Annotated in this window: 25 protein-coding genes and 3 pseudogenes; 16 read left to right on the top strand and 12 right to left on the bottom strand. The window is 72.3% G+C overall.

Features of this window, described 5'->3' with window-relative positions:
• Positions 1–12 precede the first annotated feature (12 nt).
• From AB0K14_RS27975 to AB0K14_RS27950, 6 genes are all read left to right on the top strand, one after another.
• The gene (locus AB0K14_RS27975) at positions 13–993 is read left to right on the top strand and encodes a beta-ketoacyl-ACP synthase III (protein WP_360449324.1); all 981 of its coding nucleotides are present in this window, start codon (positions 13–15) and stop codon (positions 991–993) included.
• On the top strand, positions 983–1321 hold the full coding sequence (locus AB0K14_RS27970) for a hypothetical protein (protein ID WP_360449326.1): 339 nt from the start codon (positions 983–985) through the stop codon (positions 1319–1321). The genes AB0K14_RS27975 and AB0K14_RS27970 overlap by 11 nt, the downstream gene beginning before the upstream one ends.
• Positions 1315–1758, top strand: a complete 444-nt coding sequence (locus AB0K14_RS27965) for a 3-hydroxyacyl-ACP dehydratase (protein WP_360449329.1) — start codon at positions 1315–1317, stop codon at positions 1756–1758. Before AB0K14_RS27970 ends, AB0K14_RS27965 begins: the two co-directional genes overlap by 7 nt.
• Positions 1755–2450, top strand: coding sequence for a lipoyl(octanoyl) transferase LipB (gene lipB, locus AB0K14_RS27960; RefSeq protein ID WP_360449331.1), 696 nt, complete (start codon positions 1755–1757; stop codon positions 2448–2450). The genes AB0K14_RS27965 and lipB overlap by 4 nt, the downstream gene beginning before the upstream one ends.
• 101 nt (positions 2451–2551) lie before the next feature.
• Entirely contained in the window at positions 2552–3670 is a 1119-nt protein-coding gene (locus AB0K14_RS27955) for a polyprenyl synthetase family protein (protein ID WP_360449333.1), read from the top strand.
• A gap of 63 nt (positions 3671–3733) precedes the next feature.
• Positions 3734–4324 carry an HAD domain-containing protein gene (locus AB0K14_RS27950; RefSeq protein ID WP_360449335.1) on the top strand — a complete coding sequence of 197 codons (591 nt, stop codon included), beginning with the start codon at positions 3734–3736 and terminating at the stop codon, positions 4322–4324.
• On the opposite strand, the gene AB0K14_RS27945 is transcribed toward AB0K14_RS27950, so the two are convergent.
• Positions 4232–5401 (bottom strand): alpha/beta hydrolase, encoded by a 1170-nt coding sequence (locus tag AB0K14_RS27945; RefSeq protein ID WP_360449337.1) that lies wholly within the window; start codon positions 5399–5401, stop codon positions 4232–4234. The two genes, AB0K14_RS27950 and AB0K14_RS27945, sit on opposite strands and share 93 nt — an antisense overlap.
• Positions 5402–5416: 15 nt before the next feature.
• Positions 5417–6199, bottom strand: a complete 783-nt coding sequence (locus AB0K14_RS27940; RefSeq protein ID WP_360449339.1) for a MerR family transcriptional regulator — start codon at positions 6197–6199, stop codon at positions 5417–5419.
• Positions 6200–6348: 149 nt separating this feature from the next.
• Between AB0K14_RS27940 and AB0K14_RS27935 the strand changes: the two genes are divergently transcribed.
• Both AB0K14_RS27935 and AB0K14_RS27930 read left to right on the top strand, forming a co-directional pair.
• On the top strand, positions 6349–7083 hold the full coding sequence (locus tag AB0K14_RS27935) for a TIM barrel protein (RefSeq protein ID WP_360449342.1): 735 nt from the start codon (positions 6349–6351) through the stop codon (positions 7081–7083).
• Complete coding sequence (locus AB0K14_RS27930; RefSeq protein WP_360449345.1) at positions 7080–8165, top strand: Gfo/Idh/MocA family oxidoreductase; 1086 nt, start codon at positions 7080–7082, stop codon at positions 8163–8165. The genes AB0K14_RS27935 and AB0K14_RS27930 overlap by 4 nt, the downstream gene beginning before the upstream one ends.
• Positions 8166–8171: 6 nt before the next feature.
• Here the strand turns inward: AB0K14_RS27930 and AB0K14_RS27925 are convergent, their stop codons facing one another.
• Positions 8172–8762, bottom strand: coding sequence for a TetR/AcrR family transcriptional regulator (locus tag AB0K14_RS27925; RefSeq protein ID WP_360449348.1), 591 nt, complete (start codon positions 8760–8762; stop codon positions 8172–8174).
• Positions 8763–9025: 263 nt separating this feature from the next.
• Here AB0K14_RS27925 and AB0K14_RS27920 point away from each other — a divergent pair, with 263 nt between their 5' ends.
• The gene (locus AB0K14_RS27920; protein ID WP_360449350.1) at positions 9026–9844 is read left to right on the top strand and encodes a sugar phosphate isomerase/epimerase; all 819 of its coding nucleotides are present in this window, start codon (positions 9026–9028) and stop codon (positions 9842–9844) included.
• 3 nt (positions 9845–9847) lie between these two features.
• Here AB0K14_RS27920 and AB0K14_RS27915 read toward each other — a convergent pair whose 3' ends face one another.
• Positions 9848–11122 (bottom strand): RNA polymerase sigma factor, encoded by a 1275-nt coding sequence (locus AB0K14_RS27915; protein WP_360449352.1) that lies wholly within the window; start codon positions 11120–11122, stop codon positions 9848–9850.
• The gene (locus AB0K14_RS27910; protein ID WP_360449355.1) at positions 11119–11439 is read right to left on the bottom strand and encodes a YciI family protein; all 321 of its coding nucleotides are present in this window, start codon (positions 11437–11439) and stop codon (positions 11119–11121) included. The genes AB0K14_RS27915 and AB0K14_RS27910 overlap by 4 nt, the downstream gene beginning before the upstream one ends.
• Before the next feature lie 87 nt (positions 11440–11526).
• Between AB0K14_RS27910 and AB0K14_RS27905 the strand changes: the two genes are divergently transcribed.
• Positions 11527–12051, top strand: a complete 525-nt coding sequence (locus tag AB0K14_RS27905) for a hypothetical protein (protein WP_360449358.1) — start codon at positions 11527–11529, stop codon at positions 12049–12051.
• An 81-nt stretch (positions 12052–12132) separates the two neighbouring features.
• On the opposite strand, the gene AB0K14_RS27900 is transcribed toward AB0K14_RS27905, so the two are convergent.
• On the bottom strand, positions 12133–13425 hold the full coding sequence (locus AB0K14_RS27900) for a helix-turn-helix domain-containing protein (protein ID WP_360449361.1): 1293 nt from the start codon (positions 13423–13425) through the stop codon (positions 12133–12135).
• A 291-nt stretch (positions 13426–13716) separates the two neighbouring features.
• Between AB0K14_RS27900 and AB0K14_RS27895 the strand changes: the two are divergent.
• Positions 13717–14200 (top strand): annotated as a pseudogene (locus AB0K14_RS27895) (lipase family protein); the annotation flags it as partial.
• Between the two features lie 190 nt (positions 14201–14390).
• Here AB0K14_RS27895 and AB0K14_RS27890 read toward each other — a convergent pair.
• Together AB0K14_RS27890 and AB0K14_RS27885 are read right to left on the bottom strand one after the other, a co-directional pair.
• Positions 14391–15314: pseudogene (locus AB0K14_RS27890) on the bottom strand (DUF6801 domain-containing protein); the annotation flags it as partial.
• 73 nt (positions 15315–15387) lie between these two features.
• Positions 15388–15468, bottom strand: a pseudogene (locus AB0K14_RS27885) (hypothetical protein); the annotation flags it as partial.
• 652 nt (positions 15469–16120) lie between these two features.
• Between AB0K14_RS27885 and AB0K14_RS27880 the strand changes: the two are divergent.
• The gene (locus AB0K14_RS27880) at positions 16121–16864 is read left to right on the top strand and encodes an SDR family oxidoreductase (RefSeq protein ID WP_360449365.1); all 744 of its coding nucleotides are present in this window, start codon (positions 16121–16123) and stop codon (positions 16862–16864) included.
• Here AB0K14_RS27880 and AB0K14_RS27875 read toward each other — a convergent pair.
• The gene (locus AB0K14_RS27875; protein ID WP_360449368.1) at positions 16861–17403 is read right to left on the bottom strand and encodes a hypothetical protein; all 543 of its coding nucleotides are present in this window, start codon (positions 17401–17403) and stop codon (positions 16861–16863) included. The two genes, AB0K14_RS27880 and AB0K14_RS27875, sit on opposite strands and share 4 nt — an antisense overlap.
• A gap of 180 nt (positions 17404–17583) precedes the next feature.
• Complete coding sequence (locus tag AB0K14_RS27870; RefSeq protein ID WP_360449371.1) at positions 17584–18267, bottom strand: aspartate/glutamate racemase family protein; 684 nt, start codon at positions 18265–18267, stop codon at positions 17584–17586.
• A gap of 121 nt (positions 18268–18388) precedes the next feature.
• Here AB0K14_RS27870 and AB0K14_RS27865 point away from each other — a divergent pair, with 121 nt between their 5' ends.
• Positions 18389–20008, top strand: coding sequence for an AMP-binding protein (locus AB0K14_RS27865; RefSeq protein WP_360449374.1), 1620 nt, complete (start codon positions 18389–18391; stop codon positions 20006–20008).
• A gap of 34 nt (positions 20009–20042) precedes the next feature.
• On the opposite strand, the gene AB0K14_RS27860 is transcribed toward AB0K14_RS27865, so the two are convergent.
• Positions 20043–21893, bottom strand: coding sequence for an ABC transporter ATP-binding protein (locus AB0K14_RS27860; protein ID WP_360449918.1), 1851 nt, complete (start codon positions 21891–21893; stop codon positions 20043–20045).
• Between the two features lie 273 nt (positions 21894–22166).
• Here AB0K14_RS27860 and AB0K14_RS27855 point away from each other — a divergent pair, with 273 nt between their 5' ends.
• From AB0K14_RS27855 to AB0K14_RS27845, 3 genes are all read left to right on the top strand, one after another.
• Complete coding sequence (locus AB0K14_RS27855) at positions 22167–23117, top strand: TetR/AcrR family transcriptional regulator C-terminal domain-containing protein (RefSeq protein ID WP_360449376.1); 951 nt, start codon at positions 22167–22169, stop codon at positions 23115–23117.
• Between the two features lie 19 nt (positions 23118–23136).
• Positions 23137–24036 carry a PAC2 family protein gene (locus tag AB0K14_RS27850; RefSeq protein WP_360449379.1) on the top strand — a complete coding sequence of 300 codons (900 nt, stop codon included), beginning with the start codon at positions 23137–23139 and terminating at the stop codon, positions 24034–24036.
• Between the two features lie 129 nt (positions 24037–24165).
• Positions 24166–24525 carry a chorismate mutase gene (locus AB0K14_RS27845; RefSeq protein WP_360449381.1) on the top strand — a complete coding sequence of 120 codons (360 nt, stop codon included), beginning with the start codon at positions 24166–24168 and terminating at the stop codon, positions 24523–24525.
• A gap of 5 nt (positions 24526–24530) precedes the next feature.
• Here the strand turns inward: AB0K14_RS27845 and AB0K14_RS27840 are convergent, their stop codons facing one another.
• Positions 24531–25499 carry an MsnO8 family LLM class oxidoreductase gene (locus AB0K14_RS27840; RefSeq protein ID WP_360449384.1) on the bottom strand — a complete coding sequence of 323 codons (969 nt, stop codon included), beginning with the start codon at positions 25497–25499 and terminating at the stop codon, positions 24531–24533.
• Positions 25500–25823: the final 324 nt, after the last annotated feature.

The following is a 25823-nucleotide window of genomic DNA, read 5'->3' as shown; positions in this document are numbered from 1 at the left end:
CGGGGGAGGGCGATGACCTACCGCGGTGCGGTGATCCTCGGGGTGGGCGCGAGCCTGCCGGGACGGGTCGTCACCAACGACGACCTGGCCACCCGCCTGGACACCTCCGACGAGTGGATCCGGTCGCGCACCGGCATCGGCGCCCGGAGGTGGGTCGACCCCGGCACGACCACCTCCGACCTGGCCGCGGACGCGGGCGCGCGGGCACTGCGTTCCGCCGGGCGCGCGGCGGTGGACGCGGTGATCGTGGCCACGACCACACCGGACCGGTCGTGCCCGGCGGTCGCGCCCGACGTGGCCGCCCGGCTCGGCATGATCGGCGTGCCCGCGCACGACGTGGCCGCCGTGTGCACCGGTTTCCTGTACGGCCTGGCCAACGCCGTGGGCCTGATCGCGAGCGGCGCGGCGCGGACCGTGCTGCTGATCGCCGCCGAGACGTTCTCCACCATCCTCGACCCGGCCGACCGCGGCACGGCGGTGATCTTCGGCGACGGCGCCGGGGCGGTGGTCCTGGGGGAGGGAGAGGGCGGCATCGGTCCGTGCGTCCTCGGCAGCGACGGCACCGGCGCCGACCTCATCCAGGTCCCGGCCGGCGAGGACCACTTCCGGATGAGCGGCAAGGAGGTGTTCCGGCAGGCGGTCGAACGGATGTCGGAGGTCGCGCTGGAGGCGCTCGCGCGCACCGGCCTCGGCCCCGACGACGTGGACCACCTCGCGCCGCACCAGGCGAACCGGCGCATCTGCGACGCGGTCGCGCGCGACCTCGGGATCGACGGGTCGAGGGTGCTGTCGAACCTGGAAGCGGTCGGCAACACGGCCGCCGCGTCGATCCCCGTGCTGCTGGCCGACGCCGCCGCGCAAGGTCGGCTGAAGGCCGGCGACCGGGTGCTGACCGTGGCCTTCGGCGGCGGTCTGACCTGGGGAGCGGCCACACTGGTGTGGCCGGACGTGACGGCCGACTTCGGCACGGTGGGGGTGCGAGGTGACGCGTGACGCACGAGTCGAGGTGCTGGAGCGGTCCGACACCACCGTCGTGGCCCGGGTGGTGGTCGCCGCCGACGACCCCGTGTTCACGGGCCACTTCCCGGGCCTGCCGATCCTGCCGGGCGTGTCGGTGGTGGAGCTCGCGCACCGCGTCGCGGCGCGGGGAACGGCGCGACTGGCCGCGATCGAGTCGGCCCGCTTCCTGCGCCCCGCGTTCCCCGGCGCCGAGCTGACCGTCCGGTTGACCCTGGAGGGCGGGCGGTGTGCCGCGGTGGTGAGCGACGCCGACGGCGTGGTGGCCCGGGTCCAGCTCCGGTACGAGGACGCGCCGTGCTGACCGACGTCCTGCGCCGCCTGCCGCACCGCTACCCGATGTTGTTGGTGGACCGGGTGGTCGACGTGGTGCCGGGGGAGTCGTTGACCGCGCTCAAGGCGGTCAGCGCCAACGAGCCCTGGTGCGCGGAACCCGGTGACCTCCCGTCGACGTTGCTGGTGGAGTCGTGGTGCCAGGCCGCCGTGCTGCTCGCGTCGTGGGAGGAGCCCGACCGCGACCGCGTGGTGCTGCTGGGCGCGATCACGGACGTGGAGTTCCTCCGGCCCGTCGCGCCGGGCTGCGTGGTGCGGCACTCGGTGCGGGTCCTGGACGTCCGGGGGGACGTGGTGGCGTTCACCGGGCGGTCGGAGGCGGACGGGCAGGTGGTGATGACGGTCGGCCGGGTCGTGACCACCGCACGTGCCGCCGCCGACCTGCGGGCCGGGGGTCCGGCCTCGTGACCGGCGGTGCGCTGCGCTTCGTGCACGCCGGGTTCGGCCCGGACGCCGTGTCGTACGAGCAGGGGTACGCCGAACAACGGCGGCTGCACGCGTTGCGCGTCGCGGACGAGATCCAGGACGTGTGCGTGCTCCAGGAACACCTCCCGGTCTACACCGCGGGCAAGCGCACCAAGCCCGCCGCGTTCCCGGCCGACGACGTCCCCGTGCTGGCCGTGGACCGCGGCGGCGAGATCACCTGGCACGGTCCCGGTCAGCTCGTCGGCTACCCGGTGGTGCGGCTGCCGGTGCCGCTGGACGTGGTCGCCCACGTCCGCAAGCTGGAGGACGCGCTGATCGGGACGTGCGCCGAGTTCGGCGTCGAGGCCGCCCGGTTGGCCGGGCGCAGCGGCGTGTGGGTGCTCGGCGACCGCCCGTCCGCGCCGGACGTGCCGCCGTCGGCCGCCCGCGAGCACGGGCAGCACCGCAAGATCGCCGCGATCGGCATCCGCGTCGAGCGGTGCACGAGCCTGCACGGGTTCGGCCTCAACTGCGACGCGGACCTGAGCGCGTTCGACCGGATCGTGCCGTGCGGCATCGAGGACGCGGGCGTGACCTCCCTGTCCGCCGAACTCGGCCGCCGCGTCGGGGTGGCCGAGGTGGTGCCGGTGGTCGAACGCCACCTGACGGTGGTGTTCGCGACCGATCACCGGTGACCGCCGCGGGCCACACGATCGGGCAAGCGAGTGCCACCCGGTCGTGCACCGCCGAGGGCGCCCCACCGGTGTTAGCTTCGGATCGCCGGGAGGTGACCACCATGACCACCATCGACGCCGTGCGCGACGACCTCGCCGAGGTCCGCGCCGAGGTGGACGCGACGCTCGACCGGTTCCTGACCGGCAAGGCGCGCACCGCGCCGGACCCGTGCCTGCCCCCGCTGGTGGACGTGCTGCGCGGGTTCATGGCCGGTGGCAAGCGGTTGCGGCCCTTGTTCTGCCACTGCGGCTTCCTCGCCGCGGGCGGCTCGCCCGACGACCCCGCCGTGGGGTGGACCGGTGCCGCGCTGGAGATGTTCCACACCTTCGCGCTGGTGCACGACGACATCATGGACCGCTCCGCGTCGCGCCGCGGCCGGCCCACCGTGCACCGGGTGCTCGCCGAGCGGTTCGCCGGCGGCGCCCACGACCTCGACCACCACGACCTCGACCACCACGGCGACGGCGGCGGTGCGGCCGAGCGGTTCGGCGTGAACCTGGCCATCCTGGTGGGCGACCTGTGCTTCGCGTGGACCGACGAGATGCTGGACCGGGCGGAGGTGGTGGACCGGGCGCGGTGGCGCGAGGTGCGGTCGCTGCTGCACACCATGCGCACCGAGCTGATCGCCGGGCAGTACCTGGACCTGGGCGTCGACCCGCGGTCCAAGGCGGACCCGGTGCGGTCGGCGTGGCGGGTGATCCGGCTCAAGACCGCCCGGTACACGGTGGAGCTGCCGTTGCGCATCGGCGCGGCGCTGGGCGGGGCCGACGCGGCGCTGATGCGGGCGTGCGGCGCCTACGGCCGGCCGGTCGGCGAGGCGTTCCAGCTGCGCGACGACCTGCTCGGCATGTTCGGCGACCCGGAGGTGACCGGCGCGCCGGCCCTGGACGACCTGCGCGGCGGCAGGCCGACCGTGCTGATGGCGCTGGCGTGGCAGCACGCGACCCCGGAGCAGCGCGAGCTGATCTCGTCCGTGCACGGTGATCCGCACCTGGACGAGGACGTGGCCGCGCGCCTGCGGGAGGTGGTGATCGAGACCGGGGCCGCCGAACGGATGGAGCGGCTGATCGCCATCCGCGTGGACCGGGCGTTGAGCGCGTTGCGGGCGTCGTCGATGGACCCGGCCGCCAAGGCGCCGTTGGCGGAGCTGGCCGCTCACGCGACCCGTCGCGCCGCGTGAGCGACATGTCCACACCGGACTTCGGCGGCCGCGCGGGACCACCGTCGGGGTAACGTCGACCGGGTGAGGCCGTTGCTGCTGGTGGACGTCGACGGGCCGCTGCACCCGTTCGCCGCCCGCACCCCGCCGCACGGTTACGCGGAGCACCGGTGGCGGCTGTCCCGGTGGGGGCGGTCGGTGCAGCGGGCCTGGCTGAACCCCGAGCACGGACCGGCGCTGCTCGCCCTGGCCCGGCGGACCGGCGCCGAACTGGCCTGGGCCACCACGTGGGAGCACCGCGCCAACACGACGGTCGGACCCGCGCTCGGCCTGCCACCGCTGCCGGTGGTCGGGGTGCGCGCCTACGAGGGCAAGGCGGACTGGAAGTTCGGCGCGGTCGGCCGGTTCGCCAGAGGTAGGCCGTTGGCCTGGCTGGACGACGACTTCGACCTGTTCCCGACCGCGCGCCGGGCGTTCCTCGACCGCCGGCGCGACCTCACCGCGCTGATCGCGGTCGACCCGGCCACCGGCATCACGGCCGACCACCTGGCCGCCGTGGAGGCGGCGCTGGGTCCCGACCGTTCAGCGCAGGTGGCGGTCGAAGAACCCGACCACGTGCCGGCGCACGGTCCGCACCGACGCGGTCTGGTCGAGGGCACCGACCATGGCGGCTAGTCCGGCGTCGTCCATCAGCCCCGCCGCGTGCAGCTGCGGCGCCATGGCGGCGAAGTCCGTCAGCGCCCAGTGGTTGGCGTCGGCGATCACGTGGTGGCGGACGCAGCCGTGCGCGAGCGCCGCCGACCACGCGCGCCGGTAGCGGTCGTTCTGGAAGCCCTCCGTGCCCAGCAGCAACAACGGCCGGTCGACGCCGTAGCGGGCCACGGGGAGCAGTTCGCCGTCCTGGCCCGGCTGCTCCGGGTGGTAGTCTAGGAAGCCCTCAAGGTTGATCGCGGCGTCGATGCGGTCCCGGTCCTCGTACATCGCCTCGGCCGCGATCGTGCCGCCCAGGCCGTGGCCGTAGACGCCGATCCGGCGCAGGTCCAGGGCGCGGGCGAGGTTCCTCGGCAGCGGGCGGCCCCCGGCGTCGGGGTTGCCGCCCGCCGCCAGGAGCTCCAGCCGGTCGAGCACGAGGTCGGTGTCCGCGAGCCTGGTGGCGATCACGGCCCGGTACAGCCGCGGATCCGTGTGGGGGAGGCCGGGCAACCCGATCGGCCGCGGCCCGGCGGGCAGGTCGACGGTGAAGGTCTCGCCGGGGTGGTCGATGGTCACCACGACGTACCCGCGGCTCGCCAGCTCCTCGACGGTGGTGGTGCCGAAGGCGCGCGGGTCGACCAGGCCGGGGCTGTAGAGCACGACCGGTCGTCGCACGGGGACTGCCGGCGCGTCCACGTGCGAGTGGGTGAGGGTGGCGCCCCAGTCCACCCCGGCCTGCGGCAGGTTCGGGTACACCCACGGCACGACCGCCGGCAGCGCCGCCGCCGCACCCGGTGTCAGCTGCGGTGCGACCGGGTGGTCGCGGACGTCCGACGCGGGGTAGTGCACCGAGACCACCACCTCGCGCGGCCGGCTCACGGGAGCTGGCCACGGGTCCTCGCGGGCGCCGTCCACCAGGTGCAGCGTGGTGACGCCGACGCGGTGCGGGCCGGTCGGCGCGGGCAGGCGCGGGGTGAGGTCGGGTTCGGCCTCGGCCACGCCGGTCAGGCAGGTGGTGAGGACCAGGGCCGCCAGGGCCGCACTCGTCCGGTGGGTCATCTTTCCCCCTGTTGTCTATTCGGCTGACAAGGCGCCGTACATGCGGGCCACGTAGTCCCACAGGCCGTCGCCGAGGTCGTCCACCGGCTGGCCCGGCAGCACGTCGCGCAGCACGCCCCGGCCGTGCTCGCGGAAGAACGCGCCCATCGAGCGCAGGATCTCCCGGTCGCCGGCGGCGAACGTCTCGCCGACGTGGACCAGGCGTCGTGCGGTCCGGCGGACCTCCGGACCGTCCACCGGGTCGCCCGCGCGGTAGTGCTCGACCACCTGCGCGAGCACCTCGGGCCACTCCTCGTCCAGCCGTTCCCGGGCTTGCGGGCCGATGTCGAACGCGTGCTGGTCGAGGAAGTCGCGCTGTTCCCGGGTGAGGTGCCGGTCGAAGATCGTGGTGCTGCCCAGCAACGCCAGGAGCCGGTCGGAATCCGGTCGGGTCGGCCCGTTCAGCTGGACGAGCAGACCCCTCGTCTGGCGGCGCAGCGCGTTGAGCCGCCACACCTGCTCGTCCAGCTGTTCCAGGTGCCCGGCGAGCACCCGGGCGAGCGGTCCGGGGTCGGACGTGTCGGCCAGCACGCCGCCGATCTCGTCCAGCGACATGCCGAGCCGCCGCAGCAGCCGGATCTGGTAGAGCCGGTGCAGGTCGGCCTCGGTGTAGCGGCGGTGGCCGGACGGCGTGCGCTCGCTCGGCCGCAACAGGCCGAGCTCGTCGTAGTGGTGCAGTGTCCGCACCGTCATCCCGGCGACCTTGGCGAGCGCCCCGACGCCCCACCGCGGCTGGTCCAATCCCCCCTCAGCGCCCATGGCACGGACCCTAGAACCTCACGCGACGTCAGGTTCAAGTCTGTTCCCGGGACGGGCGACCGCCTAGGCTCTGGTGTGAATTTCTACCACCTGGTAGAGATTTGTGGGAGCGCTTCCATACACGCCGACGCCGACGTCAGGAGCCCGTGATGAGCGGAACGTCCGTCCAGCTCTACTCCGTCCGCGACGCGTTCGCGGCCGACCCGACCGACACCCTGCGGCGGCTGGCCGCCATCGGCTTCACCCACGTCGAGCCCTACGGGGTCGTGGAGAACGCGGAGGTGCTGCGCACCGCGTTGCCGGAGCACGGCCTCACCGCGCCGACCGCGCACGCGCAGCTCATCGGAGCCGACCAGCACGCCGTCTTCGCCGCCGCGGCCGACTGCGGCATCGAGGTCGTCATCGACCCCCACGTGGGTGCGGAGAAGTGGCAAGACCCCGCGGACATCGCCGCCACCGCGGACGCGCTCAACGCCGCCGCCGCGGTCGCCGCCGGGCACGGCGTCCGCGTCGGCTACCACAACCACTGGTGGGAGCTGGCGTCCCGGGTCGACGGCCGCAGCGCGTTCGAGGTGCTGGCCGACCGGCTCGACCCCGAGGTCGTCCTGGAGGTCGACACCTACTGGGCGACGGTCGGCGGCGAGGACGCGCCCTCGTTGCTGCGCCGCCTCGGCTCGCGGGTGCACGCGATCCACGTCAAGGACGGCGGTCTGGCGCAGGACGGCTCGGGCCAGGTGCCGGCCGGTCAGGGGCGCGTGCCGGTGGCGGAGGTGCTGGCCGCCGCGCCGGACGCGTTGCGCGTGGTCGAGTTCGACGCCTACGACGGCGACGTGTTCGCCGGTCTGGCCGCGAGCCACGCGTTCCTCGGCGAGGTCCGGGCGTGAGCGCGCCGATCGGGGTCGGTGTCGTCGGCACGGGCGTCATCAGCGAGGAGTACCTGCGCAACCTCACCGCGTTCCCGGACGTGCGGGTGCTGGCCGTCGCGGACCTCGACGCGGCGCGTGCGGCCGAACGAGCGGCGCGGCACGGCGTGCCGCGATCGTCCACTGTGGACGAACTGTTGGCCGACCCGGACATCGGGATCGTGGTCAACCTGACCGTGCCGGCAGCGCACGTCGAGGTGAGCGCGGCCGCGATCGAGGCGGGCAAGCACGTGTGGGTGGAGAAGCCGCTCGCGCTGGACCGGCGCGGTGCCCGGGACCTGCTCGACCGCGCCGCGCAACGAGGTCTGCGGGTCGCGTGCGCCCCCGACACCGTGCTGGGCGCCGGCTGGCAGACCGCGCGGCGGGCCGTCGACGCCGGCCGGATCGGCGAGCCGCGCTCCGCGCTGGCGCTGTTCCAGGCGCCGGGCCCGGAGAGCTGGCACCCGGCGCCGGAGTTCCTGTTCCAGGCGGGCGGCGGGCCGTTGCTGGACATCGGGCCGTACTACCTGACCGGGCTGGTGCACCTGCTCGGCCCGATCCGCCGGGTCACCGCCACCGGCGGCCGGTCGCGGGACACGCGGGTGATCGGGTCCGGGCCGCGTGCGGGCGTCGAGTTCGAGGTGACCGTGCCGACGACGGTGAACGCGTTGGTGGAGTTCGAACGCGGTGGGTCCGCGCAGGCGGTGTTCAGCTTCGACTCGGCGTTGTCGCGGACGGGTGTCGTGGAGGTCGCCGGAACGCTCGGCACGGTCGTGCCGCCCGACCCCAACCGGTTCGACGGCGAGACCGCGCTGCACCTGTTCGACGGCGTGCAAACGCTTGCGCCGCAGGGCCATCCCGCGTCGCGCGGCACGGGCGTGCTGGAGCTGGCGCGGGCGATCCGGGCCGGTGAGCCGGAACGCGCGTCCGGCGAACTCGCCTACCACGTACTCGACGCGATGCTGGCCGTGCAGGAGTCCATCGAGGTGGGGCGTCCGGTGGACGTCGGCAGCACGGTCGAGCCGCCGCCCCCGCTGCCGGTGGACTGGGACCCGTACGCGTGACGACGCTCAGTCGAGCGGGACGGTGAGCAGGGTGCGCAGGTAGAACCGCAGGGAGCCGACCAGGTCGACCTCGCCCGGCGTGGTCAGCCACTGGACCTGCAAGCCGTCCATCAACGCGATGAACGTCAGCGCCGCGGCCGTCGGGTCGATGTCCGGGCGCAACTCGCCGCGGTCCGCGAGGGCCCGGAACGAGCCGACCACGCCCTCGCGCGCCTCGCGGTAGTGGCGGACGAAGTAGTCGTGCGCCGGGTGGTCCGCCGCGACGGCCTCGGCGGCCAGCCGTGAGTAGAGGTCGACGATGCCGGGGTGGCGGACGTTGTGCTCGGCCAGGGCCAGGAAGTGGCGCAGGACGTCGAGGCCGGGGGTGGCTTGCAGCCGCTCGCGCTCGGCGTCCTCCGCGTCACGGCGCTCCAGCACGGCGGCGAGCAGCGCTTCCTTGGTCGGGAAGTAGTAGAGCAGTCCGGCGTGCGTGATGCCGGCGCGCTTGGCGATCTCGCGCAGCGACGACCCGTGGTACCCGGCCTCGCCGTAGACCGCGACCGCCGCCGTGATGATGTCCTCGCGGCGGATCCGGCCCTTCAGGTAACCGCCGGTCACCGGCCCGCCGTCGTCTCGCGCACGCGGACATCATGCCGCACCGCGCCCGTTCGGCCGCGTGGCTACCCGGTGACCGCGCGCACGACTTCTGTCGTAAACCGGCAGAAGTATTGCCATCTTCGGTCAGCCCTGAACAGAATTGCGCTGCCGCAGTCGGCGACCTCCTCGACGACACCGGGCAGCAGGCGTTCCGGCGGTGCCGAGGAACTGTCCGGAATCACCCAGGCCCGATCACCGAGGCCGGATGACCGAGGAGCCCACCCATGCCGTCCCGCCGCACGTTCCTGAGCAGCGCCCTCGCCACCGGCGCGGCCGTCACCCTGCCCGCCACCGCGTCCGCCTCCGGACGCCCGTGCCGCCGGGTGCCGAGGGAGTCGATCAGCATCCAGCTCTACACCTTGCGCGGCATCATGGGCGACGACCCGGAGCCCGTGCTGTCGGCGTTGGCCGACATCGGCTACCGCAAGGTCGAGCTGGCCGGCACGTACGGCCGCAGCGCCGCCGAGTTCGCCACCGTGCTGCGGCGGTGCGGGCTGCGGGCGACGTCGAGCCACACCGGCATCGACGGCGACCTCGACCAGGTGATCGCGGACGCGCGCACGCTCGGCAACAAGTACGTGGTGGTGCCGTGGGTGGACTACCCGACGCTGGCCGAGTGGCGGGCGTTCGCCACGCGGTTGGAGGCGGCGGGGGACCAGCTGCGGCGGGCCGGGCTGAGCCTGGGCTACCACAACCACGCGCACGAGTTCGCGCTCGTGGAGGGCAAGCGGCCGTTCGACGTGATCACGGCCGGGACGACGCGGCGCAACGTGCACCTGGAGCTGGACCTGTACTGGGCGGTGACCGGCGGCGTCGACCCGGTGGCCGTGTACTGGGCGAACTTCCCCCGGGTCCGGCAGTTCCACGTCAAGGACCGCGCGGCGGACGGGTCGTTCGCCGACCCCGGCACGGGCACGATCGACTTCGCGGCCGTCTTCCGGGCCGCGAACGTGTCCGAGTACATCGTGGAGAACGACCAACCGCGTGACGCCCTCGCGACGGCGCGGATCGGCTACGACTACCTGAAGAACCTCCGGTTCTGAGCTTCACACCCGGTCGAGGCCACTGATCCGGCGGGCGAGGTGGCGGCGTTCGACGTCGGTCGGGGCCGAGGCGAGGGCCTGCTCGTACGCGGCCCGCGCCTCGGTGGTCCTGCCCAGGCGGCGCAGCAGGTCCGCCCGGGTGGCCGGGAGCAGGTGGCCGGTCAGCCCGCCCGCCAGCTCGTCGACCAGGACCAGACCCGCCGCGGGGCCGTCCGCCATCGCCACCGCGACCGCCCGGTTGAGCCGCACCACCGGTGACGGCACCAGCTTGACCAGCTCGCCGTAGAGCAGCGCGATCTGCGGCCAGTCCGTGTCCGCCGCCCGCGCGGCCGTGGCGTGGCACGCGGCGATCGCGGCCTGCACCTGGTAGGGCCCCGGCCGACCCCGCCGCAACGCCGCGTCGAGCAGCGCCACCCCCTCCTCCACCTGCCCGCCGTCCCAGCACGACCGGTCCTGCTCGTCCAGCGGCACCAGGTCGCCCGCGACGTCGAACCGCGCCTCCCGCCGCGAGTCCTGCAACAGCGTCAACGCGAGCAGGCCCACCGCCTCCGGCTCGTCGGGCATCAGGTCGACCAGCGTGCGGGCGAGCCGGATCGCCTCCGCGCACAGCTCGCGGCGCACCAGGTCGGCACCACCGCCGGCCGCGTACCCCTCGTTGAACAGCAGGTACAGCACGGCCAGCACGCCACCGGTGCGTTCGGGCAGCAGGTGGGCGGGCGGCACCCGGTAGGGGATGCGGGCGTTGCGGATCTTCTGCCGCGCCCGCACCAGCCGCTTGGCCATCGTCGCCTCCGGCACCAGGAACGCCCGCGCGATCTCGGCCGTGGTCAGGCCGGTGACGGTGTGCAGGGTCAGCGCCACCCTGGCCTCCAAGGTCAGCGCCGGGTGGCAGCACGTGAAGATCAGCCGCAGCAGGTCGTCCCCGAAGCCCTCCTCCCCGGCGCCGTCGTGACCGGAGCCGTCGTAACCCGAGCCGCCGACCCGGAAGCCGTCGATCTCCGCGGGCTCGTCGGACACCGCCGCCACCTCCCGCAGCTTCACCGCCTCCACACCCGACCGCCGCAACCGGTCCAGCGCCCGGTTGCGCGCGGTCGTGGTGAGCCACGCGCCGGGGCGGCGCGGCACACCTTCGCGGGGCCAGCACTCCAGCGCCCGCGCGAAGGCGTCTTGAACGCACTCCTCGGCGAGGTCCCAGTCGCCGGTGAGGCGGATCAACGTGGCCACGATCCGCCCCCGCTCGGCCCGGAACAGCTCCGCGACCTCGGCGTCGACCGTCATCCGGGGTAGAAGGGCCGGACCTCGACCGAGCCGTACCGCGCGCACGGGTGCCGCGACGCGATCCGGATCGCCTCGTCCAGGTCGGCGCAGTCGACCACGTCGTAGCCGACGATCTGCTCCTTGGTCTCGGCGAACGGCCCGTCGCTGAGCAGCACCTCGTCACCGCGGGTGCGCACGGTCGTGGCGTCCTGGACCGACCTCAGCTGCGACCCGTCCAGCCGCTTGCCCTCGACCTCGGCCAGCCACTGCTCGATCGTCGGGTCGCCCTCGGTGGGCTCGATGGCGTCGTCGACGCAGATCAGCAGCATGTACTTCATGGGTGACTCCTGTCCTCCGGTGCATTCCACCACTACGACGAACGGAACCGCCCCTGGAGGACACCCGCGCGGAATAACCTTCGCGCCATGACGAGAGACCCAGCCGTGATCGAGGAGGACGTCGCGCGACTCGACGCCGTCCTGGAGCCCATCGCCAAGGCCCCGGTGCAGATCGAGCACCTCACCGACCTCACGGAGTTCTTCGCGCGGACGCAGGCCGCACCGGACCCGGTGGACCAGGCCGGCGTGCGCGCCGAGGCCGAGGCCCTCCTCACCGAGATCCTCGCCCGGTACGCGCAGGACGAGGTCGCGCGGCCGGCGCTGCGCGCGTTGTTCGAGCGGTACGGCTCGTTCACCTGGGCGGTGCACCTGCCGTCCGCCGCGACGCCCGACGGGTTGCGCACCGAGTTGGTGCACCTCTCGGTCCGCGACCAGGCCATGGACACCCGGGACGAGATCCTCCAGCTCCAGGCCGTCTGCGACGAGGCGCGCTCGGCGGGCGTGGACGTGAACCCGATCCTGCGCGAGGTCGCCGCGATGTCCAGCGACGTCGACCGGTACGGCATGGGGTCGACGCGCGCGCTCCTCCTGCGGGCAGCCGGGCCGCAATAGCACCTCCGCGTAATTGCCCGCACTCCTTTTGCGGTCGGGTGACAAGCGTTCGAAGCCCGCTTGACCTGGGCGTTCGCCCGGTCAGGCCCGCTTGACCGAGGGCTGTGCGGGTGGGGGTGGGACGCGCCGCGGCCGGCCCGGCTCGGGCTGGGCGTCGCGGGCCCGGCCGAGCAACCGGCGGGCGCGCAACGCGATCTCCAGCGTCAGCCGCTCGTCCGGGTCGGCGAGCCGGTCGCCGAGCAGCTCCTCCAGCTGGTGCATCCGGTACCGCACGGTCTGCGGGTGCACGTCGAGCCGGTTGGCGATCTCGCCGATGCCGCCGCGCGTCTGCAACCACGCCAGCAACGTCGTCTCCAGCCGTTCCCGCTGCTTCACGGTCAACCCGGCGAACGCCGCCAGCGCACGCCTGCTGAGCTCACCCACCAGGAACTCGTCGGACAGCAGCGCCAACGTGGCCAGGTGGTCGTCGCACCACGTCACCGGGACGGCGGGCAGCAGACCGCGCCGCACGAACCCCAGCGCACGCCGCGCGCACGCCAACGACTGCCGCGCCTCGGCCAACGGCACCGTCGGCCCCACCGCGGCCCGCCGCCCGCGCAGCTCCAGCTCCAGCCGGGCCGGCGGGTTGGCCACGACCAGGCACGGCGCGGAGCTCTCCAGGTCGACCAGCACGTCACGGGCCAGCGTCACCGACGGCAACTGGTGCTGGTCCTCGCGGTACTCCAGCGCCACCACCGCGACCCGTTCCGGCAACGGCCAGTCCGTGGTCCCGGCCAGGTCGGCGAGCGACCTCGGCGACGGCGGCTGCTCGGCCAGCACCAGCTTGAGCAGCTGGCGCCGCCTGCGTTCCAACGCGCCGCTGGCGTTGGCCCGCGCCTCCGAGTAGCCCTCGATCGCGACCCGGCACAGCTCGTCCACCCACGCGAAGATCGCGTCGGCGACCACGAACAGGGTGTCGGTGGGCACGTTCATCTCGCGGCCGTGCTCGCTCAGGTGCCGCCACACGACCCGTGCGCCGACCCGCACCGCGGTCTGCAGGGAGTCCATCGTGCGGCCTTCGAGGTATTCCATCCGCCCGCTGTAGCGCAGCACGGCCTGCCAGTCGGCCTGCGCCGCGTCCGGGTTGCCGATGTTGTCGAAGCACTTGACGATCGCCATCTCGACCGCGCCGACCAGCACCTCGCGGAACTTGCCCTCCAGCGGTTGCGCGTAGGCCGGCACGGTCCGGCGGATCTCCCGCACCACGTCCCGCACCAGGACGCCGGACAGCGGTGCCATCTTCTCGGCCAGGTCGCCCGGGATGGTGGACCACAGCTGCCGCGCCGCGCTGTACGTCCGCTGCGGAACCAACCCGCCGTTCAGTGGGATCGTCATGCTGCCTCCGCCTGCGCGAAGTACCGCCCTGGGACTTCGCCCGGCTGACCATAAAATCATCCGCGACGGTGTGTCAAACATTATTCGTGCCATCCTGATGCGTTCACACTTTCGAGTGATGATGCTTGTTGTACGAGCTTTACAACTTCGGTTTCGGAAACACGCACCCAGGTGACAAGTCGGCCGATCGTCCTGGACCGGCCGGTCCGGATCAATGCACTGTGCATTGTCCGTCACATTTATCGGGAGGTCGGTTTGCGAAAGCTGTTCTCCTTATCGGCGGTCGGGGTCGTGCTGGCCACCGTCGTCACGGGTCTTGCGCCCTCGGCGGCGGCGGACGAGTCGTTCTACGTGCCGCCGAGCCCGCTGCCCGCGCGCGCCCGGCGACGTCATCCGCTTCCGCGCGTCACAGGCGGGAGCCCTGGGACCCTCCGTGCACGCGTGGCAGGTGATGTACCGGTCGACCGACGCGTTGGGGCAGCCCAACGCGGTGACCGGCACGGTGCTCGTGCCCTGGTCCGTCGACCCGGCCACCGCGCCGGTGGTGGCGTTCGCCGTGGGCACGCACGGTCCCGCGTTCAGGTGCACGCCGTCGGAGATGGTGCGCATCGGAGCGCTCTACGAGCAGCCCGCGGTCAACGACCTGCTGCGCGCGGGCTACGCCGTGGCCATCACCGACTACGAGGGCTACCGGCCCGACCCGAAGACCACCTACGTCACCGGCCGGTCCGAGGGCCACGCGGTGATCGACGTGGTCCGCGCCGCGCAACGGCTCGCGGGCAACGCGGCGGCGCAGGCGTTCACCGCGGACCGGATCGCGGGCCGGCCGGCGCCGTCCGACTGCTGACGTCCGCGAACGAGAAGACCGCCGCGGTCGGACGCGGCGGTCTCCAGTGCTCAGCCCGTGTGTTGCGGGCGTTCCCCTCTCGCGGGTCTGCGCCGGGGTCTCTGGGCCTGTGCCTGGGCTACGCGGACTTCGCGGTGAGCGTCAGGTCGATCGTGTTGTCGGGACCTGCGGCGAACCCGCTGACGAAGTCGTTGAGCGGACCGCAGCCCGCCAGCGGCGGGATCGTGTACGTGCCGGCCAGCTTGCCGCCCTTGAGCGGGTCGAAGCCCGCCGCCGAGGTCAGGGCGATCTCCGCGGGCGTGGTCGTCCTGCAGTTCGGGTCGTTGCTGATCGGGATGCCGAACGCGGTGACCGACGGCAGCTTGATGGTGACCTTCGAGCTCGACCTCACCGCGCCCGCGGCGAGCGTGCCGGTCGTCCTGCCCTCCGGCACGAACTCCATCTTGGACTCGACCGGCACGATGCCGAACAGGGTGAACTTGCCCGAGGTCGGCGGCAGCACCAGGTCGCCGGTGAACCTGCCGGTGGCCGGCTCCAGGTCGGCGTTCAGGCTGCCCGGGCCGAGCGCCACCGAACCGCCCAGCTTCTTGATCATCGACGTGCCGTTGAGCGCGTACGCGTACTTGATGCCGCCCGGAGGCTGCGTGGTCGTCGTGGTCGTGGGCACGGTCGTGGTGGTCGTGGTGGTCGTAGTGGTGGTGGTGGTGGTTGTGGTCGGGGTCGTCGTCGTGGTCGGGCCGCCGCCGCCCGTCACGTCGAACCGGATGAGCTCGGGGTTCTGGCCCGGGTCGAGGGTGCAGTTGGACGTGAAGGTGCCCAGACCGGTGTCGGTGCCGTCGGCCTTCTTCGGCGTCAGCGTCGTGGCGTAGTTGCCGACCGTCACGGTCGTCGTGCCCGCCTTCGGGATCACCGCGGTGGGCACCGGGCCGCTCGCGACCACGTCGAACGCGCCCTCGGCGGGCACGGGGGTCTTCGGCACGGTCAGTCCGGGGATCTTGATGTCGAGCTTGCTGCCGGCGTTGTCCAGCGTCACGCCCGCCTCGGCGGAGCCCTCCCACCGTCACGGCCCCGACCAGGGTCAGGCCCTGGGTCGCGGTCGGCGGCACGGTGACCGTCGCGGAGAAGTCCGTGGTCCTCAACTCGCCGCCGACCGTGGCCGGCGCGTCGATCGTGGCCCGGATCCGCGTCGACAGCACCTGGTTGCCGATCAGCGGGAACGGGCAGGTGAACGTCAGCGTCTTGTCGACCTGCACGGGCGCCGCCGAGCCGCTGCCGACGCCTGCCAGCAGACCGGCCGCGACGAGCCCGGTCGTCACGCCCGCGCCCACTATTGTCTTCAACCTCACGGGTGTTCCTTCCTCGAAATCTGCCGAAAATATGCCGACCCGGCGGAAGTTAACGAGGTGTTCGGAGAGCGGGCAAGGGTTCTCCGAAAAACATTCGAAATCCGTTAAACGCCGAGTCGGACATTGAGCCGGCGCTGGTCGCGACACTCACGATGTGACAAGAACGCAGTGCGCGCCACTCGTGTACAAGCGAATTTTCCAGGCGACCTCGACCTTCTTCGGAGCACCCTCATGACTTCGGCGCGGCGCGGTGCGGAACGCGCGAAATCACGTCGTGCGGCGGTGGGCGGAACGGGAGGCGTGATCGGCACGCGGGACTGGCCATCGGCGTCACCACCGGCCTCGGACGCCGCGGCCCGATCGTCCTCCGGTTGTCGTTCGGGACGTTACGGGTGGGGCTATAACCAGGGCATAAGCAGCCGGGCACGTCGGGGTATCAAGTGGACGGTCGCCGGATCCCGCTGCCGCACAACGGGTTCGTCGCGTTGCTACGCTGACCGGCGTGCGCAGAACGATCCTCATCACCGGTGCCAGCGCGGGCCTGGGCGCGGAGATGGCCCGCCAGTTCGCCGCCATGGGCCGTGACCTGGCCCTGTGCGCACGGCGCACGGACCGGCTGGACGTCCTGCGCGACGAGCTCACCGCCGCCAACCCCGGCATCAAGGTCTCGACCCGCCGGCTCGACGTGACCGACCACGACGCGGTGTTCGAGGTGTTCCGGTCGTTCGCCGAGGAGTTCGGCACGCTGGACCGGGTGGTGGTCAACGCCGGGATCGGCAAGGGCCGACCCGTCGGCACGGGTGGCTTCCACGCCAACCGGCGCACCGCCGAGACCAACTTCGTCGCCGCCCTCGCCCAGTGCGAGGCCGCGATGGAGATCTTCTACCGCCAACGGCACGGCCACCTGGTGCTGATCTCGTCGGTGAGCGCGGTGCGCGGCATGCCGAGGTCCATGACCGCGTACGCGGCGTCGAAAGCGGCGGTGTCGGCGCTGGCCGAGGGCATCCGGGCGGACACCCTGGGCACGCCGATCGAGGTCAGCGCGATCCTGCCCGGCTACATCAGGTCGGAGATGAACCCCGAGCAACGCGCGCCGCTGCTGGTGGGCACGGCGGTGGGCGTGCGGGCGATGGTGCGCGCCGTCGAACGCGAGGTGACGAGCGCGTGCGTGCCCGCGTGGCCGTGGCGGCTCCTCGCGCCGATCATCCGCCACGCGCCCCTGCGGCTGATCAAGCGCGCGCTCTAGTCCTCCTCCTTGGCCTCACCGCGACGGCGCATGAACGTGAAGCCGGGGATGCCCAGGATCGCCTGCCGGACGTCGTTGGTGACCTCCAGCAACTGGTGGATGTCCGGTCCCACGCGGTCCAGCGTGGCCAGGATCGGCAGCACGTCGTCGATCAAGTGCTTGGTCAGCACCGGCAGCTGGTCGACCAGCCGCACGGCGGCGTCCACCTCGTGCGGCGACAGGTCGTCCACGAACCGCTGGGCCAACGGCTGCGCCTTGCGCGCGATCGGCGCGTAGTCGTCCAGCAGCTCCCGTGACATGCGGGCGGTGCGGCCCACGTCGGTCGTCACGCCCTCGGCCACCGCGGTGACCGCCTTGGCCCGCCCGACCAGCGCCTCCGTCTCGCCCAGCACGCGCTCGGTGCGGGTGACCATCTCGTCCGCGCGGCGCACGACGGCTTCGGCCGCGCCCAGCAGGTCGAGCACCCGGCCGGGCACGGACACGGCGGTCTCGACGGTGGTCCTCGCCAGACCGAACAGGGCGCGCGGGGTCAGCTCCATGCCGTCCACTCTGCCGCATGCGGCCGTCCTGAGCCTCAGGGACATCCCTGACGGACCGGTCCTCGGCCGAACCGGCGGACGTCGCCTCGCCGTCCGGTGCATCCGGTGCGTCCGGTCGATGCCGGTGCCACCGACTCCCGGGCGGCGGTCCGGCACGGCAACGGATCCCGGTGACGGCGTTCAGGCCAACGCGAGGTCGACGCCCGCCTCCACGTGCAGCCGGGTGGAGTCGACCAGCGGCACGGTGCTGTCGGACCGGTCGACCAGCAACGTGATCTCGGTGCAGCCCAGGATCACCGCCTCCGCGCCCTGTTCGACCAGGCGTGCCATCACCTCCCGGTACGCGGCGCGGGACGCGGGCTCCACCCGGTTCCTGGTCAACTCCTGGTAGATCACGTCGTGCACGAGCGTGCGGTCCGGCTCGTCGGGGACGATCAGCTCGATGCCGTGCCCGCGCATCCGGTCGCGGTAGAAGTCCTGCTCCATGGTGAACCGGGTGCCGAGCAGGCCGACCCTGCGGTAGTCGGTCAGCTTCGCCGCGGTGGCGTCCACGATGTGCACGAACGGCACCGTGATGGCGGCGGTGATGGCGTCGGCCACCTTGTGCATGGTGTTGGTGCACAAGAGCACCAGGTCGGCTCCCGCGCCTTCGAGCTTGCTCGCGGCCTCCGCCAGCAGCTCGCCCGACCGCTCCCACTGCCCGGTCCGCTGCAACTGCTCGACCTCGGCGAAGTCGACGGTCAGCAGCAGGCTGGGCGCGCAGTGGTGGCCGCCGAGCCGCCGCCGCGTCTCCTCGTTGAGCAGTCGGTAGTACTCGGCCGACGACTCCCAGCTCATCCCGCCGATCAACCCGATGGTTCGCATGGCGACGATTGTGGACGACCGCCGTGCCCGGGCAACCGGATTACGTTCCGGCTGGTCAACGTGCGCCGGGCCAGGGCGCGGACCGGGTTCGGGAACCGGCGGGCCGGGGTACCCCGCCTCGATGGCGCACCTCAGCTACTCCTCGGGCATCTCGGACGTGCCGCTGCTGGGCGACACCATCGGTGCGGACTTCGACCGCGCGGTGGCCGCGCACGGCGACCGCGACGCGCTGGTCGACCGCGCCACCGGCCGCCGCTGGACCTACCGGGAGCTGGCCGCCGAGGTCGACTCGGTCGCGGCCGGGCTGATGGCCTCCGGGGTCGCGGTCGGGGACCGCGTCGGCATCTGGTCGCCGAACCGCGCCGAGTGGGTCGTCGTCCAGTATGCGACCGCGCGCATCGGCGCGATCCTGGTCAACATCAACCCGTCCTACCGGGTGCACGAGCTGGAGTACGTGCTCAACCAGTCGGGCGTGCACACGCTCGTCGCCGCCGCGTCGTTCAAGACCTCCGACTACGCCGGGATGATCGCCGAGGTCCGTCCTCGCTGCCCCGGGTTGCGCCGGGTCGTGCTGCTGGACGGTCCCGAGTGGACGGAGCTGCACGCGGACGTGCCGCCCCGGTGGCCGGAGCTGTCGGCGGACGACCCGATCAACATCCAGTACACGTCGGGGACCACCGGGTTCCCCAAGGGTGCGACGCTGTCGCACCACAACATCCTCAACAACGGCTTCTTCGTCGGCGAGCTGTTGGGGTACGCGCCGGACGACCGGATCTGCGTGCCGGTCCCGTTCTACCACTGCTTCGGCATGGTGATGGGCAACCTCGCGGCCACCTCGCACGGCGCGTGCATCGTGATCCCGGCACCGGCGTTCGAGCCCGCCGCCACGTTGCGGGCGGTCGCGGAGGAGCGCTGCACGTCGCTGTACGGCGTGCCGACGATGTTCATCGCCGAGCTCGCCGACCCCGACTTCGACTCCTACGACCTGTCGTCGCTGCGCACCGGGATCATGGCCGGCTCGCCGTGCCCGGTGGAGGTGATGAAGCAGGTCGTGGAGCGGATGGGGATGCGCGAGGTGTCCATCTGCTACGGCATGACCGAGACCTCGCCGGTGTCCACGCAGACCCGCCGCGACGACCCGCTGGAACGGCGGGTGTCCACCGTCGGCCGGGTCGGGCCGCACCTGGAGGTCAAGGTCGTCGACCCGGACACCGGCCGCACCGTGCCGCGTGGCACGCCCGGCGAGCTGTGCACCCGCGGCTACTCGGTGATGCTCGGCTACTGGGGGCAGCCCGACAAGACCGCCGAGGCGATCGACGCGGCCCGGTGGATGCACACCGGCGACCTCGCGGTGATGGACGACGAGGCGTACCTCACCATCACCGGCCGGATCAAGGACATGGTGATCCGCGGTGGCGAGAACCTGTACCCGCGCGAGATCGAGGAGTTCCTCCACACCCACCCCGACGTGCTCGACGCCCAGGTCGTCGGCGTGCCCGACGTCAAGTACGGCGAGGAGCTGATGGCGTGGGTGCGGATGCGCCCCGGCGCGGAACCGCTGACCGCCGAGTCGCTGCGGTCGTTCTGCGCCGGGAGGCTGGCGCACCAGAAGATCCCCCGGTACGTGCACGTGGTGGACGAGTTCCCGATGACCGTCACCGGCAAGGTCCGCAAGGTCGAGATGCGCAAGCAGGCCGTGGAGATCCTCGGCCTCGCCGACGCCGACGCGGAACACGCGTAGGCGCCCCGCGCGTCCTCGTCGTGGACTGCTCCCACTACGACATCTGTGCCTCCTCCGCGAACTGGGTCCGGTACAGCTCCTCGTAACGCCCGCCAGCGGCGAGCAGTTCGGCGTGCGTGCCGCGTTCCACCACCCGACCGCCCTCCACCACGAGGATCAGGTCGGCCGCCCGGATGGTCGACAGCCGGTGCGCGATGACCACCGCCGTCCGCCCGTGCAGCGCCTCGCCCAACGCGGCCTGCACCGCGGCCTCCGAGGTGGAGTCCAGGTGCGCGGTGGCCTCGTCCAGGATCACCACGCGCGGCTTCGCCAGCAGCAGCCGGGCGATCGTCAACCGCTGCCGCTCACCACCGGACAGCCGGTAGCCGCGCTCGCCGACCACGGTGTCCAGCCCGTCCGGCAGCGACTCCACCAGGTCGGCCAGCCGTGCCCGGCGCAGCACGTCCCACAGGTCCTCCTCCGTCGCCGACGGCTGCGCGAGCAGCAGGTTCGACCGGATCGACTCGTGGAACAGGTGACCGTCCTGGGTGACCATGCCCAGCACGTCGCGGATCGAGTCGGCCGTCAGGTCGCGTACGTCCACCCCCGCCAGCCGCACCGCACCCGAGTCCGCGTCGTACAGGCGGGGCAGCAGGGACGCGATCGTGGACTTCCCGGCGCCCGACGAGCCGACCAGCGCCACCACCTGGCCCGGTTCGGCCCGGAACGAGACGTCGTGCAGCACCTCCACCCCGCCGCGGTTGTCGAGCACCGCGACCTCTTCCAACGACGCCAGGGACACCTTGTCCGCGGCCGGGTAGGCGAACCGGACGTGGTCGAACTCCACCGACACCGGCCCGTCCGGCGCCGACCGCGCGTCGGGCTTCTCGGCGATCAACGGCTTCAGGTCGAGCACCTCGAAGACCCGCTCGAAGCTCACCAACGCGCTCATCACCTCGACGCGCGCGCTGGCCAGCGCCGTGAGCGGCGCGTACAACCTGGTCAGCAGCAACGCCAGCGCCACCACCGAACCCGGGTCCAGCTCGCCGCGCAGCGCGTAGAACCCGCCCAACCCGTACACCACGGCCAACGCCAGCGCCGACACCAGCGTCAGCGCGGTGAGGAACACGGTCTGCACCATGGCCGTGCGCACACCGATGTCCCGCACCCGCCGCGCCCGGTTCGCGAACTCCGCCGACTCGTGCGCGGGCCGGCCGAACAGCTTCACCAGCGTCGCGCCCGGCGCCGAGAACCGCTCGGTCATCTGGGTGCCCATGGCCGCGTTGTGGTTGGCCGCCTCACGTTCCAGCCGTGCCAGCCGCGTGCCCATCCGCCGTGCGGGCACCACGAACACCGGCAGCAGCACCAGCGCGAGCAGCGTGATCTGCCAGGACAGGCTGATCATCACCGCCAGCGTCAGCGCCAGCGTGACCAGGTTGCCGACCACGCTGGACAGGGTGTCGCTGAACGCCCGCTGCGCGCCGATCACGTCGTTGTTGAGCCGGCTCACCAGCGCCCCGGTCCGGGTGCGGGTGAAGAACGCGATCGGCATCCGCTGCACGTGGTCGAACACCGTGGTCCGCAGGTCGAGGATCAGGTCTTCGCCGATGCCGGCCGACAACCACCGCGTCACCAGGCCCAACCCCGCCTCGACGATCGCGATGCCCGCGATCACGGCCGCCAGTACGAGCACCACCTGGTAGGTCGAGCCGTTGACGATCGCGTCCACGATCCGGCCCGCGAGGACCGGCGTCACCACCGCCAGCACCGCCATGACGACGCTCAACCCGAGGTACCGGGCCAGCCGCGCCCGGTGGGGGCGGGCGAACAGCCAGATCCGGCGGAACGTGGCGACGGAGAACGGCCGCTTGTCGTCCTGCGCGTTCGTCACGTGGTACAGCGACATCCAGGCGGTGGTTTCCATGTCCATGCCGCGAACGTAAGACCTGCAGTGAGCTGGAGGTCAAGCTCCGAGGGCGGGAGTCCTCGCTGTGTACGCGTGCGACTTCGGCATCGGACTGCGGACGCCCACCGCTCCCGCCGTGTGCGTCCGGCGGTACTCGGCGCCTGATCTGTACGGTGTTCACATGTACAACGTACATCGTTGTCTGATCTCGGCAATCACTCGATGGTGCACTAGTGCGCTAGGCTTCGGTGCACTACCTTCGAGGAGGCGGGCATGACTGACGCGATCTACCAGCGGATAGCGCGCGAGATCCGCGATCGGATCGAGTCGGGCCAACTGCGCCCCGGTGATCGGGTGCCGTCGACGCGCGAGATCACCGTGGAGTGGAACGTCGCGATGGCCACGGCGACCAAGGTCTTGGTCACCTTGCGCACCGAGGGCTTGGTGCGTCCCGTGGCCGGCGTGGGCACGGTCGTGTCGCCGGAGGGTGGGGAAGCTGCGCGGCCGCGCGCGCAGGAGACCGACCTCACCGGCGAGCGGCTGGTCCTCGCCGCCGTCCGCATCGCGGACGCGGACGGGCTCGACGGGGTGTCGATGCGGCGGGTGGCGTCACAGCTGGACGTGGCGACCATGTCGCTGTACCGGCACGTCGAGAACAAGGACGAACTGGTCCTTCGGATGATCGACCACGTGTTGCGGGAGGAGGAGTTGCCCGACCCCGCGCCCGAGACCTGGCGGGAGCGGCTGGAGGTGTGCGCGAGGGTGCAGTGGGAGTTGTTCCGGAAGCACGCGTGGCTGGCGCCGGCCATGTCGATGACGAGGCCGCAACTGCTGCCCAGCGCGGTCGCGCACACCGAGTGGATGTTGAGTGCGCTCGACGGGAAGGGGTTGAGCCTGGAGGAGATGATGCACGCCGCGGTGACGGTGTTCGGCTTCGTGCGAGGTGTGGCGGTGAACATCGAGCCCGTCGAGCCCGTCGAGGGCGGAGCCGGACAGCGGCGGGACACCGGGATCACCGGTGGCGAGTGGGTGAGTTGGCAGGCGCCGGCCCTGCTGGACATCGCCGCCACCGGGAGGTTCCCGAGGTTCAGCCGGGCCGTGGGCGCTGAGCTGGACATGGAGTTGGACACGCTCTTCGAATTCGGCCTCGCCCGGATGCTCGACGGGATCGGGGAATGGATCAGTGGTCGCTCGACGTTGGAGGAGGGGAGGACTGTCATGTGAGCACTTGGGGAGGCACGCGGTGGCGCTGGACCCGGAGGATCTGTACGAGGTCGACTCCGACGTCCCGGACCTGACCGGAGCGGTGCTGTTGCACCACTTCGACGGCTTCATGGACGCCGGTGCGGCGGGCGGGGCGCTCGTCGCCCACCTGCTCGAAGTGCACGAGCATCGGGTGATCGCCCGGTTCGACGTCGACGATCTGATCGACTACCGCGCCCGGCGGCCGACGATGACCTACGCGACCGACCGGTGGGAGTCCTACGACACCCCGGAGTTGGTGGTCTACCTGCTGCACGACGCGGTGGGCACGCCGTTCCTGCTGATGACCGGCCCGGAGCCGGATCGCCGGTGGGAAGCGGTGGTGGCAGCGGTCAAGTCGCTCATCGAGCGGTGGAGCCTGCGGCTGGCCGTCAGCTTCCACGGCATCCCGATGGGCGTTCCGCACACCCGGAAGTTGTCGGTGATCTCGCACGCGACCAGGCCGGAACTGGTCGTGGACGGCTCGCCGTTCAGCCGGGTGCAGGTGCCGGGCAACCTGTCGGCGCTGCTGGAGTTCCGGCTCGGGCAGGCGGGTCTGGACGCGATGGGCTTCGCCGCGTACGTCCCGCACTACCTCGCGCAGGGCACCTACCCGGCCGCGGCGTTGGGCCTGCTCCAAGCGCTGACGAAGTCGACTGGGCTGGTCATCCAGGCCGCCGCCCTGAACGAGGCGGCTCGGCGGACGGACGCCGAGATCACCCGCCAGGTGGCGGAGTCGGCGGAGGTCGGGCAGGTGGTCGAGGCGCTGGAGCGGCAGTACGACGCGTTCACCGAGGCGTCGGAGAACCTGCTGGTGGCCGAGGACGAGCCGTTGCCCAGCGCGGACGAGCTCGGCGCGGAGTTCGAGCGCTTCCTCGCCGAACAGCAACGCGACCACTGACCCGGGCACGTCGAACAGCGGCGCGACCACCGACTCGGGCGCGTGGCCGGCGGTGGTCACCGGTGGTGATCGTTGCCGGTGCCTGCTCGTGGTGGCCGTCCGCGGTGTGGGTCGTGGATGATGGCGGGCGTGTCTGAACCCGCATCGTCCGCACCACCCACGTCACTGGCCGAGGTCCGTGCGCGCATCGACCTGATCGACTCGGACCTGGTGCGCCTGCTGGCCCAACGGCAGGGGCTGGTGCGTGCCGCCGCGTCGTTCAAGGCTGACGACCAGGCGGTTCGGGCGCCGGATCGGGTCGCCCAGGTGGTCGCTTCGGTGCGGGAGCGGGCGTTGGACGCCGGGTTGGAGCCCGCGGTCGCGGAGGCGGTGTGGCGGGCGATGATCGGCGCGTTCATCGAGGTCGAGCTGGCTCAGCACGCCCGAGGTCCGGCACCCCAGGGTCCGGCACCGGCGAGGCCGGGGCTGGTTGAGCGAGGTCAGGGGTAGAGCGGTCAGGGGTAGAGCTCGGCCAGTCGGCGGTACGAGTCGAGCATCGCGGCGTGGTCGTGGGTGCTGGTGGTGACCAGGACCTCGTCGGCGGCGGTGTGGTCGATCAGGGTGTCCAGGGCCTTGGCCACCTCCGACGGTGTGCCGAAGATCTGTCCCTGCAACGACTGCTCGAACAGCGTCCTCTCGCGGTCCGTCATGGGCAGGGCGAGGATGTCGCTCGGCGCGCTCAGCGGCGGGAACTCGCCCCGCGTGCGCGAGTAGGCCATCGACCACGCCTCCGGCACGAGGAGTCGCCAGGCGTCCTCGGTGGTGTCCGCGACGGCGACCGTCGACGACACCACCACGTACGGGTCCGCCGCCCAGGTCGAGGGGCGGAACTCGGCGCGGTAGGTGGTGATGGCGTCGATCATGGCGTCCTCGCCTCGGAACGCGCCGATGACGAGTGGGACGCCGTGTGCCGCCGCCACGCGGGCTCCGGCGCCGGTGGCCAGGACGAACGGGGACACGCGCAGGCCGTCGGCCGGGTAGCCGCGCACCGCCTGGTCGCCGGTGAAGTAGCCCAGCAGCTCGGTGAGCCGGGGGCCGAACTCGGCGGCGTCCTCCTTGTCGTGCCCCAACGCCTTGCGGACCGCCTCGATGAAGCCGACCGAACGGCCCAGGCCCATGTCGATCCGGCCCGGGAACAGCGACTCCAGCACGCCGAACTGCTCGGCCACCACGAGCGGCTGGTGGTTGGGCAGCATCACGCCGCCGGTGCCGACCCTGATCCGGGACGTCGCGGCGGCGACGGCGGCGGCCAGCACGGTGGGCGCGGAGCCCGCCACGCCGGGCACGCCGTGGTGCTCGGACACCCAGAAGCGGTGGTAGCCGAGCTGCTCCGCTTGGCGGGCGAACGCGACCGTGTCGCGCAGCGCCTCGGAATGGCTGTGCCCGGCCCGCACTCGCGACCGGTCCAGCACGGAAAGCCTCACGACGAGGTCAACGGCCAAGGGCGGCGCGACATTCCGGCTGAGGGGTGTGCGCCGGGCCGGAATCACCCCGATCGGGGCTACCACCGTCGGAGTCGTGGTCGGGGTGACCGCCGGCGGAGTCGTCGTTGGGGTTACCGCCGGCGGGTTATGTCGGCATTGCCGCCGTCCGGATCGCCGTCGGGGTCACCGCCGTCGAAGGAGGCGGGCGCGAGCACCCGCGTCGCGCCCGCCTCGACCTGCGGCCGTCACGATCGCCGGGGAGAGTCGGCGGTCGTGGTCGGCCTCGGTCGCCTCCGGCCGTTCAGGGTCCGCATACCCCGTTCA

Source organism: Actinosynnema sp. NPDC050801 (assembly GCF_040673975.1).
Classification (GTDB): Bacteria; Actinomycetota; Actinomycetes; order Mycobacteriales; family Pseudonocardiaceae; genus Actinosynnema.
The sequence above is the reverse complement of the archived record's forward strand: the minus strand, read 5'-3'. Positions and strand labels throughout refer to the sequence as shown.